We start from the raw sequence: 14,316 nt of genomic DNA on the forward strand, positions 1-14,316 counted from the left end.
AAAAGCTAAAACTCTCGTTTTAACTTTTTTTAAGAGTGACCCTTACTGAACAATTTACAAACCATTTTATGAATGATTTAAAGAAATTAGCCTATTTTCAAGTTAATTTGTAAGATAATTATTTTGAATTTTTAATCGAGAGCGGTTTGTATGTATCGCAGCGGTTAAATGTTAAAACATGTTAAACAATAAGAATGTTTTAATTTAAAAAATAAATTATACGATAATTAAGTCAGAACAGATAACTTGATATTTAAACGAAGTATCCAACTCAGTTTTTAGTATACTTAAATAATAGCTCTGGGATTATTCATATAAAATACAGAGCTTATAAATTAATGCGGAGCTTTTGCCAATTAATGATTAAATCTAGAATTCATATTTAATGTTGTTATGCTAAAATGAAGTTTGAATTCTCACCGAAAAAATCCTCACACCTTTTTTTTGTCATTCGATAGCTGCGGTCTCCGAAATAGTAGTATTTTAAGCAATCTATCATAGTACTGGAGCCTAGCTTATCATATTCTTTAATCGATCTAGAACGAGTTAAATCTATATTTTGGGATCTCGATGCAGGGCTTCCACCTTTATGTAAAGGTGTAGATTTGTGTACCAGCTCGAAATGGCCAAATTTACCGGTCGGAGGGTGAATAAGGTATTCCACTTCGTATTCTTCATGACTTTCCTTAGGAATTTTAATATTTTTTATCCTTTCATAAATGTATTGAGCTTCCTGTTTAAGAGGTGGCGTTTTAAAAATATTTTTTTCAAAAGACCAAATGAAATAATCCAAATCAGAGAATACAATCTGAGGTAGTGTTTTGCCTGAGTACTTTCCAATATTTGATGAAGTAAATACCATAACCATTTATCTATTTAGAATTTAATTTGTGAATATCATTGGTAAACGAAAATTAATCAACAGGTCTGGATTTCTAACTAGCTTATATTTTGTTTGTCATGAGCGTGTTGGCGAATCTAGAAAAGTTGCTGTTTCATATGCAACGTATTCTACCGTAAATATACTTTTATAAATCAATTACTAATACTTTTTTCATCATTATATCCTTCTGTACCTAGTCATACAATCTAAAAATGTACTTTTAACTTCTACAAAATTAAAATACTTACTCATATTGTCTTCTGTATTTATTCCCTGTCGAAAAGGTTTTCATTGGAGAAATATTTCTTTGCAGTTCAAGCTTTCTAAAACTTGAATACCTTTTTTTTAGAATTTTAAATATGTAATCATGCATTTGCATACTTTTCCAATTCATAAATTTCTGCAGAAACGCTATCTAAAATTATCTTCTTTTTTTGTTCAAAATCACTCGAACTTATGAATGTTCTTCTCAAATAGATTCTTACCATTACGACATTCATATTCATGAACGAAAACTCTTTATTGACATTTTCCCATTTCGATTTAAAATCATATTTGCCGCTACTTTTTTGTGCTATCAAAATACATTTTAGATCCGAATCCTTAAAAGTCTTGTTTTGATAAATATCTGTTGTTGCATATATCTTGTTGGAAACCAGTTGAGTTAGTTTTTTATTAATATTTTCCTTTAAACTTTTTATTTTATCAAAGTCACCGAACTTATCTTTAGTGAGTATGATTTTTACCTGATAGACCCTTTTGAATAATTTTCTCTTCAATAAATCTTCTAAAACTTCTTTTTCGACTTCTTCTACGCTTACCTCTTTTTTAACAGTGTAATTTAAAAAAACTTCATCACTGTTTCTAATATAAAAATCCATTAAAGACTGTATTGTTTTCTTTTTGTCCAAGAGTTTTGTTCCCCTTTTTTTGCTCGAGGTACTTGCATAGGCCAGCATTGAATTAGCTGATCTATTTGTCTTATGAAAATACACCTGATTGTATAAATGAGATCTGGATTGGATAAATCTCAGCATTGAGTCCAATCCACTTTCTTTATAAGCTAAACATACATTTTTGTCAGAATCGATAGTTGCCATGAAGGAGGCGAAAATCCTATTGATATCATAAATACCGTAGGTTACTCCTGAAAAATAACTATCCCTTAAAAGGTAATCCATTCTATCAGCATCAATTGGAAAAGATGTGATTATCCGGGAAAAGAAAGAGGTATAATTATTATCTTTTGAATCTGTAAGCTCTAGTAGATTTTCAAAATCAGGCTCAATCAGTTTTACTATCCTTTCAGCCTTTAAATTCTCAATGATAACCTTAGCTGAAGGTGAAAATTTATCTACATCATTTATGTTTTCATTTTTTAATTCATCAATCAAAATAAAGACAAATGCACATGATATAATTTCATGTTCCACTTTATTATTGTTGGCTATAATAAGCTTTTCGAATCCAATGTAGTAGTTTTGAAGCACTGAAGAGAGATTTACAATCTTTAAAAAAGCATCCTTACTTATTGCAAATTCATCAAAAAGATGGGATAAAGGGCCATGGCCGATATCGTGAAGAAGTGCAGCCAGCCTTAGTTCTTGATAATAGATTTCTTCTCGTTCATCTAAATTATTTAGATTAAAGAAACTAGTTTCGCCTTTTATGGAATATTTTTCTTTTTTCTTCTGTCCCGTGGCAAAATTTTCCTTACAGGAATCAAATATTTTTCCTGCTAAATGCATTACTCCTATGGAGTGTTCAAATCTTGTATGGTTTGCAGAAGGAAATACATAATACAAAAATGTGTTTTGTTTTACTCTTCTTAACCGCGTAAAAATAGGCTGTTTTATTATCCATTTTTCGATTTCTGATAATTTAATATCACCATGCAATGGATCTAGGATGCTTCCGTAATAATTATCTCTGTAATTGTCAATCATAATATTCTTTTTGACTTATAAAACTCAATTATCTAAAAAACTCTACCAAATATACTTTGCATCATTTTTTTGGACTTTCTAGGGTAAAAATATAAACTTTTTTAGGGATGAGAGAGGGGGTTTATACTTGATTTTATATTATTAAAAAAGAAAATGCTAATTCTTATGCGAACCCAACACGGGTTTTAATTTTTTGGCTAGTTCAATTTCAAGAATGCCAATTAGAGTCTTCATTTCTTCTTCGAGAACTATGTAGTTTAATTTTAGATTGCCATACAGTAAGGGGTTGTACCAATATGTCAGCTGTAGGCTTCCAGTCTTGCCATTTACAGAATGCCCTAAATGATTGATAAATCTGTAATGGAATTTATCTTTCACTTTACCCACATAAAGCGTTCCGCTGGATTTTCTTTGAATTTTCGGTATTTCCGCAATTTTTCTTTCTCCAGTATGTCCGCTAATGCTTTCTAGTGCCTGCTGCAATGTGTAATCATTCAATTTTTCCCTTTCGAAGCTGAACCAATATAAGACAGGTTTGTTTTTTGGCAGGCTGTTATATAGGCTTTTTAATTCCGTGCATTTTGAAAACGTCTGGGTCTGCCTGTAGTTTTCAGCAAGGTAAGTGCTATCTATATCGATCGATTTGACCTCCAGGCCATTTTTTTCGATAGCATCAAGATAAGTGCTCAATTTATTAATTTGGTCGCCAATGATCTCTTGTATGGTTTCTTTCATGCTTTTCTTTATGTATTGTTGCTGTATGCTGTTTCCAAAAAAGTATCTAATTTCCTAATGCTATTTTTAATTTTACCCTTTTCCTTGAGTTTCATTTGTAGCTTGTACTATATCGATAAGATGCCTTTTAGAGGGTCTTGTCAAAATTTGAGTAAATCCAAAACCCATTGTACCTTGAATGGACCTTGTCCAGCCTCTTACGAAAATGTCTTCAATTCCATCATCATTGGAAATCAGCTCTAAATTGTTCCAATAATGAGGTATCAAAGCCTTTTATTTTGGACTTTAAATTGCAAGTGTCAGAAGATGTTTAAATAATTCATTTAATTTATAATACTTCCTGCCTTTAAATAATATGAAAGCTATTTTGACTGTTTTGTAAGTTTATAGTGCTCTTTTAACTTAAAAATTCTCTCCAGTAAACTGGCAGCAGATTGGAGCGAAAGTGTCTTGATGATAAATATCCAAGGTAGCTGAAATGGCCGGCAAAGATCGAAAAGTCTTTTTCTTCCCATAATAATGTCTTTTCTTCCAGCATCTCCTCTCGGTATTTTTCAAAATCATCATATAGTTCAATGGAACACTTAGCATGTCCGCTTTTTCGGCTCATATTGTCTGTGAATAGAAAATCTTCTGAAGTGGATTCGGGAAACCAGATCTGCAGATTAATATTTGGATAATTTTCAGTTATTAGTTTTTTTACCAATTCATAAAGTTCAGGCTCTTTTAATATTACTGACCATTCCGCCAGCAGGGGAAGAAGCATTGACGAATTCGCTTCGGATCTGCTATTTCCCAAATGGATGTCTGCCAGTTCTTCGTAATCGGTCCTAAACAATGGAACAAATCCTTTCAGCCTGTAGCTGTCATTAAGTCCAATAACCAGAGTGGCTATCCAATTTTTTGCAAATTCCAGTTCATTTGCCTTTCCAAGGAGTATCAAAGCTAAAGAGATCTCTATCAGATGTTCGTCATATTCCGGGTATTTTGCAGGCGGATTATTAGCAATTAAAGATTTCAATCCTATTGCATATTCATTCACATTTGACTGGCAAACTTTGGCATAGTCTGTATTTTTGATGATCGCATGCATCCGTGCTTCTGTAATTTCCGTCAAAGCAATCGTGCAGAGTATGCCAATCTGTTCCCAAACGGTCAATGAATATTCGAGCTGATTCCTGGAGTATCTGAACAGGGAATGTTTGACATACAAATGTTCCCTGGTCTTAATAAAATACTCGCGTCCGATATTTATTTTTATGGTGTGGATGTTATAAAATTCATCCAAAACATAATCATTTTCCAATAGATCATTTTTACGGATCCAATTCCAGCTCAACAATAAAGTCCTCTCGGAAGCGATAACCGCCTGTTTTAAATTTCCGGCATCTTTTGACCATTTAAAGACCATGCTGAAGCATACCCGTGCAATTCTCAGAACCTTAAGAACATTTTTTTTCTTATCGGCCTTGCTTTCAAACAGTTTTTCCAGTAAGGTGTAGTAATGATGGCAATCATAGTCTGCCAAATCGATGAAGGCAAGAGTCTTGCGCAGCAGTATCTTGAATTCGCTTGGGAAAAGCTGCTCGGCTAGCAGCTGTCCGTCAATATGCGATGCAATAGTATCAATGCCCCAAAAATCAAATTCAATTTTATCTGGCTGCGCGTACTCATCAATATAGCTGTTCCAGTTTAATTGAATCGTCTGTTCCAGTACTCCGTTGGTGGCTACGATAATTTTTTTCGGCAGTGCCCTTTGGCCTTTAGTCAGTATTTTGGGAATGTATACGTCAAGGACCTCATTTAAGGTCTGCCTTATGGAATTCGGGTTGCTGTCCCAAACGTTTCTTGTAATATTGCCTTGTTTGACGGCAAATAAAAATACTTTTTTGATTCCATCGCTATCTAAGCCCATAGCAGAAATATCGACCCCGTACTGCCTTCCCTTCTGCGGTTTGGAAATGGGAACGATATTCATGCTGAAAAGCAGGTCAGATAGCAATGAATCCAATTCCCCGTCTTCCTTCAGAAGCTCCAAATATTCTTTTAGAATGAATTTCATATTTCCCTTTTATAATTTCTGTAAATAGTCCTGATTTTTTCCTGGCCGATTGCATCTATATATTCCCCTCTCGGAAATTCTGCATTGTATTGGAATTTTGCCATTTCTGTTTTTCCCGTGTATTGTCCCCGATATTTGGAAAACATTCCTTTTCCGGTCCTAAGCTGTATGGTTGTGCACATGCTTAGGAAAGAGTTTTTGCCTTCGGACACAGACTTATGTTTGCTTTGGAATTCCTTGTGGTATAAACTGTTATATAGCTTAAGCCTTTTTTCGGACGGATTGAATTCATTTATAAAATCCAGCTGATTTATTTTTTCAAAATAGTTTTTATTGGGTTCTATAATCTCATCTATTGCCTTCTGTACTTTCTTGGAAGAGCTTTTTCTTTCTTCCTCAAGATATTCTACAGTGGAGGGATAGTTGAATAGCACATAGTCGTTGAAAATATGCTTTATAAAAGCAACACATTGATCATCATCTATTCTAGCTTTCAGAATGGAGAAAACCGATGAGCGTATCAGTTCTTTAAAGTATAGGTAACCGACAATTTTCATGACGATAAATTGAATGTCCAGACAACTCAGCTGTGCAAGATAACTTTCGTCCAATTCCATATTTTCAAATTGGTAGTGCGGCAGTTCCATCAGCATTTTGCTGACAGCAGCATGCAATGCCGTTTCATTGCTGTTTAGCCACATGGTAATCATCTTTCGGAAATAGGCCTCATTTTCTTCGTGTAGCTGTTCGATGGTATCGTTAAAACTGATGATCTGCGCATCCCGGCCGCTATCAGCCAGCAGCCATTCTCTCAGGAATTTTTCAATAGCCTCAGGATTGGCCGCAATAAGTTTCGGAAGAACAGAATAGTTTAACTGGTTTATAACTGCATGCTGAGCAGGGGGAACTGATATGAGATTGGATAGGATATCTGCAAATAGGCCAGATTCCGTCTGGTAGTCCAATTCGTAGCTGAGAAGCCGCGTTATCTCAAATCTAACATCCTCTGACTCTGATTTTGACAATAAAATGAAATAGTCCCTTGCCTCAGGTATTATGTCGATAAGTTTCCCCAAGGCCATAACAATATGCAAATGGATTGGCGCTTTATTACTTTCAATATCTGATTTGACCAGACTGATGATGAAGTTCCTAAAATTGCCGCTTTGCTTTATCTCGTCTTTTGTAAGGGTGGACAGAAAAGCATATCCCTGGCTTTTTAGAGGCTGTGAATCGTTCTTTAGCAGAAATTCCGTTTCCCTAAATTTATCGAACGCTATCCCTGACCTGCTTATTCCGGTTAAAGCTGACGGAATCAACTTCTGCAATTGCGGATTTTCATGAATCTTAAGCTTACTGTAAAATTCCAAACCTTTATCTGGCAGAAATTCACAAAGCCTGTTTACCGCATCAAAGATTTGGTAGGACATGGCATTTTTTTCAATTTGTCTAAATATGTCTGGCAGGAGGACTATAAAATGATCCACATCAATATCTTCCTGATGCAGATTACTGCATAACGATCTGTATTCATTCCTAAACCCATTTGTGTTTAATGAGTTTTCCAGACTGGATAATATTTTACTCATAATTTCTTCGTGCTGAATTTAAGTTTTAATGCATTTTGATAAAAATAGTTTTCGATGATAGTTTAGACAGTAAGCTATCACTCGGCATTCGGTTTTTTTAGCCTAGTCGTCTAGCGGTTTATATTCATAATCCCAATCATCAAAATCATCTACGTTTATTTTAAGTAGGGTAGGCCTAAACGAATTCTCGTTTAAATAGTGGTAAAACAGTTTCATAAAAGCGGAATTGCTTTTGATTTTGTCTAACTCAATAATGTTGATGACTGGTTTGGTCATACGTGCGATAAATGGCAAAACGGCGCTTAATGAGCTTAAATTGTCATAATCAAGATTTACAAATTGCAATGCTCTGATATTGTAGGATTGCGTCTGGCCGTCGATTTCAAATTCATATGCATTCAGGTCCTCAGAACCTAGAAGCTCCATGCGAAATTTTGTGTTTCTGAAATTAAGATCGTTTTCATATTTCTCAATGCGTTCCCAAAATTTGGGTGAATTATTTTGAAGTTCTTTGACCAGGCTGCTGCATTTAGAAAGAAAAACTACCTCGCCTGAAATGATTTGAAAACCCGGTCCCTCGGATCCGTCAGAAAATTGGGTATAAGTCTTTGAAAAATAAATCAGACTGCTGAACTTCTTATAAACTGTTTCTTTGAATGTCTCATATAAAGCTATCTTCAACATGGTTTGGATCAGCAATTTCTGAAGATCGTCGGGTAATATTGGAAATAGAACTTCACAGTGCGGTATATTGCGAAACTGTTTTTTAACTGGAAGATTTACAATATTATTTTTCAAGATCATTTTCTCCAGTTTTTCGATTTTTTCAAACAATTGGATATCTCTTTTTTTTGCCGGCTGCAAATGGGGTAAATACCTGTTCCTTACTGAAGGGCAGTACGGCAGCTGATTTTGAATGTCATCCCATGAAAATAATGTCACGTTTATTCCATCAGTTAAGCTGGCATTAATGCATGCCTGCTGCAATGTTATATCTTTTTTCAAGGTTGTTGCAAAAAACAGCTGTTCAATTGGAAATGGAAAATCCTTTATTTGTTCTAAAGTTTCCGCAAGTTCATTTAAGAGCTCATTTACAACGGTCTTTTTATTTCGGTTGATATCTTTTTTTTTGGCCTGGATTCCGATCTTAAGCTTTGGGCTATAAATATCTATGCCATCCTGTTTATTGCCTTTTGAGCCATACTCCTCAAAAGTTTCTGTCGAATAGACTGCGTTAAACAGATCTTTAAGGAATGTTTGGAAGCCGATTTCGTCTCCTATAGGTTCGTATTGAAATTTCATTTTTGCTTTTTTAGTGTTATGGCCTCACATGTTTTCTGAAAGACCGGACAATCTCAAATATTCCTATGCTGATAAATATTCTGGAAAGGAAATCAAACAGCGCTGTCCATTTGCCCAGAGCACTTACTTCAGACATAAAATCAATCCTGTGCAGCGGATTGATAAACTGGGGAAAGAAAGGAAGCAATTCTTTGCAGAAATAGCCCAAGCCATTTAGGCTTGCATCCGCAACTGTCTCTTTAAGGCTAGCTGTAAAAAAAATAAAAAATAGGAAAGCAATGCCTGTGGTTGCCATACAAGCCCTTATCCAATCAGTACCATGGCCGCTGTAAAGCTGCGATACCGCAATTGCAGCACGCGATCCGATGTCGCCATCATTTACTTTTGATGATTGCTTTAGATACTTAGAAAGATAATTCTGCGCGATTTTATAATAATATGTCTTATCCTTGCTGTTGTTCTGGCGTAGTGCGGCCGCATACAAATCATTATAGACGTTGTAATAATTCAGGTAATCGCCCTTCGCCTTAACATCAGGCATTTTTGCATGAAGGAGCTTGACGGCCGAAAGGTCAGAATTTATGATTTCAATCTGGTACTGGTCAAATAGTATGGATTTAAGCTCCAATATTCCAGGCGATGAGTTAAGTATTTGGAACTTTGTCTCAAATGTATCCAAATAAATAAGAAAGTCGGTGCAGTCACGCCTTTCCATAAATTTACGGAAACCGTATAGAGGAAAATTGCCGGTAAGCAGCTGCAAGGCTCCCATTTGAAAAGCCATCTGAGAAATGAACTGCAGCTCGCGCGCATCAGGCTGGGGGGAATTTCGGTATGCCTCGATGTGTGGAGACAGCGAGTTTTCCTTAAAACCTTGGACTCCGACAGGCATTATATTTGAAAAGTATATTTTGCCGCTATTGTTCAATTCGTAGATCGCTATCTTTTTATTTTTGATTCGGGTAAAATCTAATCTGGACGTTAGGTTCAGGTATCCCGTCAAATTGATAATGTTGATGCTGCAACTTTTGGCAAACGTGGTTATTCCGGATTGTGAAATAACGGACAGCGTATGAATAAGAAGAAACATGCCAGTAAAAGAAAAACTTGTTTTTTCGTTTATGGGCTTAATGTCGAGAAGTCTTATCTGTCCGCCTTCAATCATAATTCCATTAATGGCTTCGATTCTATGGAAAATAAGATAATCTATAACGCAGTATTGAATAATATAGGCTTTTTCAAACTGGCAGTTTTCCAAGTTGAAATTGCGGGATTTTATGAAAATGATCCTAAAGTCTTTTGCGAAAGTGCATTGCTTGAATTCAACGGAATCTTCGAAACTCGTTCGGTCTATAATGATATCTTCAAATGTGCAATTTAGGAATGTGACGGTTTCCTTTACATTTATATCAAGTATAATTAAAGTGCCTATTATGTTTTTATGGTCGATCAGCTTTGTCCCATAGACGGTCGTCGAGGAAATTTTCTTCGTATCACTGAGTAATTCTATAATTTCTAAAGCACTAATATTTTCCATTGGCCCCATCTGCTTGTTCTTTTTAAACATTCATTTTGAAACTTATCATAACTTTAATTAATATTTCAAGGCAATTATTTACGATTTTAAAATCACAAAAACTTAATTGAAAAGCTGATTCTTAAATTCTTTTGCAAAGTTTGCGCTGAAAAATATTAACGACTTATTTTCCGTATATAACTTGCATAATCATTTCAGTTTATCATACCACAATTTATGATCTGATGCCGGTACAGCCATTTTTAAAAGAATCTGCGGTCTTGACAAGCCTACATAAACGATTCTAAGCTCCTCAAGATCTTTTGGCTTTAAAATCTTTGGATTCGATTTTATGATAGTGTCATAATTTTTGCCAGCCCTTTTTGCTAACAGCAGCAAAACAGCTTGAAAAGTTTTGCCTTTCACTGAGTGTACGGTGCCAAAATAGAATGGATAAAGCTGATCGCTATTTAAATCTTCACCAAAATAATCGTCAATATTTACATTTCCAAATTGTGCTTCAATTTCAAATTCAATATTAATTGAAGACTTTTTCAACGCATCATTCGCTTCTTTAATCCATAAAGCTATCGTTTTATCCTTTGTTTCTGGAAGAGCGTTTATAAATTTAAAAACTTCATTCCTATGATTTTTAATGCCTGCCACTGAAATTACGTCTGCTAAAAACTGCGAGCTGCAGTAGAAGCGGTTATCATGGGGACGATTAAGTGCCTCGAAATACCCTTTTTCCATCAGTTTATATCCTTTGCTGAATGAGGCGTTTTCGTACATATGTTTTCCTTTAAGTATGTTTTTCACATGATAGTGGTTCATAACCCAAGGCAATGTTGCAAAATCATGAATATCCGAAGTAAGACCCAGATATTTTGAACTAGCAGTTCCTCTGTACAGAACGGCCGTATTTTCTTTGTCAATCGAGATATTATTTGCCTCACATTCCCGAAGGAAGTTTTTTAAAATTTCCTTGAAACTTTCCGCACTTTCCTGAAAAGTAATAATTGTTTTGTCTTTTGCTGTTTTTTTCTTTGGCAAAATATAAATTTCAATGGATGGTTTCAGCACAGAATCTTTGACTTTATCATTTACCGCTTTTATATCTTCGAAAGTAGATAGATTCTTTATGAAATTGCAGATCAGCTGCGAGCTTCTGCGGTTTTCATCCAAAAGTATTTTATCCCATAAGGAATATTTCAAATCAAATAAATCTGGATGGGCATGGTTCCACTCAAATATGGACTGGTCGCGATCTCCGACAAGCATAATATTTCCAGCTCCATTTTGATTTAGCAAATCAATGATTTTCATCTGAACATCATTTGTATCCTGACATTCGTCAATAAGAAAGTGTGAAAATTTTTCAGCAAGATTCTGCGCAATTGCGGGATATTTTTGAAGCACCTTTAGGGAAATGTAATTGGCATCAGATTGGTTGGCATACCCTTTTTTGAATAATGCATTTTTAGACCTTATAATCCCCAAGATGTTTCCGTTTACATTTCCATCCTTTCTGAAATAGCTCCAGATAAAATTAAACGCCTGATGGGGAGCAATCGGAGTAAGCAGATCGTTGGAGTCAAAAGTGGTCTTGTCAAAATACTGGTCGTAATCTCTTTCACCCCTTCTGACACTCCACGCGCCATGAGGTTCGCCAACTAGTTCCGGCCTTGAGTCACAGCCCATAATGAGATGCCCGAATGGCAGAAATATAAAGGTATTTATAAAACTGTCAATTGTACCAAGAAAATGCGGATGTTTTAATGGCACTGGGGTAAAAAAGACCTTAGACAGCTTGTCTTCAATTTCCTGACAGGCAATGTTGGTGAAAGATATGATGCAGAGTCCTCTTTTGTCTTTGCCATTTTCCTTAAGGAGCCGCGATATGCGCGCTGCAATTGAAAATGTTTTTCCGCTTCCTGGGCACGCTTTTACTACTACAGTTCCTTCACCATAATTTAATATCTTTTTCTGCCCTTCAGATAAATTGCTGTACATAATTAAATTTTTTGGTCAATTACCCATCTAACGGCATTTTGGAGATAATTGGGAACGGAAAAATTCCTGCGAGTTGCTGGATCTTCATCTAAGGTGTATGAAAGATTTTCGGCAAGCTCAGACTTATCCTTATTGGATTTAAGCTTTTTAAGAATATCGGCAGCCAACAAAAATTTATCGGATTTTGCATCAACATAATTTGCAGAATGCATGCCATTATAAATAGCAGCAATAAGCGAAGCATTAAAATCAGACTCGGTTATAAGTTCATATTCAAAAGTGTGTTCCGCCAGTTCCACATGAAGATTTTTGCCAGCCAGTTTTTGGGCTTTTAATGCCCGGTCAGAGAATTTGTTGAATTTAGCGGCTAGAACACTTTTTATAAAGGCTTCTTTAGACTCATAACCTGCAATTTTTAAGGAGTCAGCGGGATTATAATTCAAAACTCTATTATTTTGATCTACCAAATTTAGAGTTTTCAGCTCATTTAAAATTGTTTGAGCCTGTGCCTTTGCAATAGTTTCAGCTTTGCTAATGAAATCTCCTGCTTTTATGATGCTTCTGTCATCGTCAGTTATGATAGCGCAGTAAGTGGCCAATCTCTCAATTTCTTTTGTGCTGTTGAAAAGATTTGCAAAAGGTTCAAATGCAACGCCGTTAATGTTGACAATTTCAATACCGTTTTTGTCCAAATCATAATCCGGTCCCATCATTGACGCAAAAACAGGAAGCAGCAGCGCTTCAGAGATTCCTTCGACCAAAATGCAGCCGCTCGCGAAGAAGAGCTGTGATTTGGTTACGTCCAAAAATTTTCTCAGGTACGCCTTATTTGGTTTGGTGAGTTTGGAGTTTTTCGTGCTGAAGAACTCAGTATTATTGGATGTGTTTTTTTGGAGGATCAGTAGATTGTCCAGATCTGATTTAGCCGCTATTGTTGGGGAGTGTGAAGTAATAAATATCTGCACTCCGAGATCTTGAAGCGTATTCAGATAATTGAAAAATGTATTTTGCCTTTGCGGATGCAGATGCGCTTCAGGTTCTTCAATAAGAAGGGCGTAATAATGCTCAATTTTTTGATCTCTACGGCTCTTAAGATCACCCAATACGGCAGAAGCCAGAATGATATTATTGTCTCCCAAACCATTTTGGCTGATATCAAAATATTTCTGAAGATGGATATCCTTTCCAAGTACCGTATCCGAATATACAGGTTTGCGGGTAAGAAATCCCTTTACTATGTTATCATATTTGTACTCTAATAGTTTTAAATGTATTTTCGAACTTTTCTTCTTGATATCGGCTTTGTCCAAATGCTCATTTATAAACTGCTGCCCGGTGTTTATCAACCCTGTCCAGTCATCGTTTTTAAGTACGCTCTCAAGTGCCTGCGAAAGCTCGTTCTTTTTAACTTCGGTTAGCGGAATTTTTTTTGTACCGGCGGGATCAGGTTTATCATAAGAGGTCAAATCTCTGAAAAGCGATGTTACCTTGTTGTTCGCCGCGTAAGGGCGTAACTCCTGTTCCGCATTTCTTAGGGGCTCGAGATAAGAATAATAGATCTGCTGGAGTTCAGATATTTCAACGGTTGCATTGTCGCCGCCAACAACTTTCCATTTCAGTTTATTGTTCCCTAAAGCATCTTTTTCGATTTCGTATCGAAAATGGATTCTTAACTTAATGTCGCTTGCATTTTTAGGATTTTGCCAGAGCAGCGAATGAAATAAAATTCTGTCCTGGGCATCTTCAATTTTAAAATCCATTAAAAACTCGATCGGTTCCAGGACATCAGAAATAATTTTTTTATTGATATAGAAATCCTCGGGGTTTTTTATGCCAATGTCTCTCCATTGCCTGCCCAAGCTTAAACAAATCCGAACAGCATCCATTACAGTGCTCTTGCCTGCATTATTTTCCCCAATAATAATATTTATTCCTTTATTAAATTCAAGATCCAAATGTTCAATAGACCTGAATTTTGTGATTGATAGTCTTTCAATATACATGGTTAGGTGGTTAGTTTTAGGCCTTAAATATATCGAATATTGTTTTTAAGTTGTTACGGTTTTCCGTAAAGTCAATTTTTAATCCACAGCATTCTACATTTTAGATTCTGCCTAGTTCATTATGTTTTTATAAATGATGACAATTAAAATTTGCAAGTAAGTGCTGTTTTCACTTGAAACAGATAAAAATGGTTGAAAGGATAGTGCCAGCCATCTTCTGCATGCGCATAACTGACTCCTTTATCCTTCCAGCATCCCTTCAGAATT

The 14,316-nt window shown here is 35.6% G+C and carries 10 protein-coding genes; all 10 read right to left on the reverse strand.

Features of this window, described 5'->3' with window-relative positions:
• Window positions 1–391: 391 nt before the first annotated feature.
• The gene (locus HYN86_RS14230) at window positions 392–862 is read right to left on the reverse strand and encodes a hypothetical protein (RefSeq protein WP_113679952.1); all 471 of its coding nucleotides are present in this window, start codon (window positions 860–862) and stop codon (window positions 392–394) included.
• 386 nt (window positions 863–1,248) lie between these two features.
• A complete protein-coding gene (locus HYN86_RS14235) occupies window positions 1,249–2,829 on the reverse strand; it encodes an HD domain-containing protein (protein WP_113678635.1) in 1,581 nt (526 codons plus the stop codon).
• Between the two features lie 156 nt (window positions 2,830–2,985).
• A complete protein-coding gene (locus HYN86_RS14240; protein ID WP_113678636.1) occupies window positions 2,986–3,564 on the reverse strand; it encodes a hypothetical protein in 579 nt (192 codons plus the stop codon).
• A gap of 72 nt (window positions 3,565–3,636) precedes the next feature.
• Window positions 3,637–3,831, reverse strand: coding sequence for a hypothetical protein (locus tag HYN86_RS14245; RefSeq protein WP_113678637.1), 195 nt, complete (start codon window positions 3,829–3,831; stop codon window positions 3,637–3,639).
• 130 nt (window positions 3,832–3,961) lie between these two features.
• Complete coding sequence (locus HYN86_RS14250; protein WP_113678638.1) at window positions 3,962–5,626, reverse strand: hypothetical protein; 1,665 nt, start codon at window positions 5,624–5,626, stop codon at window positions 3,962–3,964.
• On the reverse strand, window positions 5,623–7,215 hold the full coding sequence (locus HYN86_RS14255; protein ID WP_113678639.1) for a hypothetical protein: 1,593 nt from the start codon (window positions 7,213–7,215) through the stop codon (window positions 5,623–5,625). The genes HYN86_RS14250 and HYN86_RS14255 overlap by 4 nt, the downstream gene beginning before the upstream one ends.
• Before the next feature lie 102 nt (window positions 7,216–7,317).
• Complete coding sequence (locus tag HYN86_RS14260) at window positions 7,318–8,517, reverse strand: hypothetical protein (RefSeq protein ID WP_113678640.1); 1,200 nt, start codon at window positions 8,515–8,517, stop codon at window positions 7,318–7,320.
• A 16-nt stretch (window positions 8,518–8,533) separates the two neighbouring features.
• The gene (locus HYN86_RS14265; RefSeq protein ID WP_113678641.1) at window positions 8,534–10,084 is read right to left on the reverse strand and encodes a hypothetical protein; all 1,551 of its coding nucleotides are present in this window, start codon (window positions 10,082–10,084) and stop codon (window positions 8,534–8,536) included.
• A gap of 159 nt (window positions 10,085–10,243) precedes the next feature.
• A complete protein-coding gene (locus tag HYN86_RS14270) occupies window positions 10,244–12,046 on the reverse strand; it encodes a UvrD-helicase domain-containing protein (RefSeq protein WP_113678642.1) in 1,803 nt (600 codons plus the stop codon).
• A gap of 2 nt (window positions 12,047–12,048) precedes the next feature.
• Window positions 12,049–14,049 carry an ATP-dependent nuclease gene (locus HYN86_RS14275; RefSeq protein ID WP_113678643.1) on the reverse strand — a complete coding sequence of 667 codons (2,001 nt, stop codon included), beginning with the start codon at window positions 14,047–14,049 and terminating at the stop codon, window positions 12,049–12,051.
• Between the last annotated feature and the right edge of the window lie 267 nt (window positions 14,050–14,316).

The organism is Flavobacterium fluviale (assembly GCF_003312915.1).
Taxonomy (GTDB): domain Bacteria; phylum Bacteroidota; class Bacteroidia; order Flavobacteriales; family Flavobacteriaceae; genus Flavobacterium; species Flavobacterium fluviale.

Bases quoted from the DNA above. Each gene is read 5' to 3' on its own strand.
- HYN86_RS14230 (WP_113679952.1), bottom strand. From the start codon at position 862: ATGGTATTTACTTCATCAAATATTGGAAAGTACTCAGGCAAAACACTA.
- HYN86_RS14235 (WP_113678635.1), bottom strand. From the start codon at position 2,829: ATGATTGACAATTACAGAGATAATTATTACGGAAGCATCCTAGATCCA.
- HYN86_RS14240 (WP_113678636.1), bottom strand. From the start codon at position 3,564: ATGAAAGAAACCATACAAGAGATCATTGGCGACCAAATTAATAAATTG.
- HYN86_RS14250 (WP_113678638.1), bottom strand. From the start codon at position 5,626: ATGAAATTCATTCTAAAAGAATATTTGGAGCTTCTGAAGGAAGACGGG.
- HYN86_RS14255 (WP_113678639.1), bottom strand. From the start codon at position 7,215: ATGAGTAAAATATTATCCAGTCTGGAAAACTCATTAAACACAAATGGG.
- HYN86_RS14260 (WP_113678640.1), bottom strand. From the start codon at position 8,517: ATGAAATTTCAATACGAACCTATAGGAGACGAAATCGGCTTCCAAACA.
- HYN86_RS14265 (WP_113678641.1), bottom strand. From the start codon at position 10,084: ATGTTTAAAAAGAACAAGCAGATGGGGCCAATGGAAAATATTAGTGCT.
- HYN86_RS14270 (WP_113678642.1), bottom strand. From the start codon at position 12,046: ATGTACAGCAATTTATCTGAAGGGCAGAAAAAGATATTAAATTATGGT.
- HYN86_RS14275 (WP_113678643.1), bottom strand. From the start codon at position 14,049: ATGTATATTGAAAGACTATCAATCACAAAATTCAGGTCTATTGAACAT.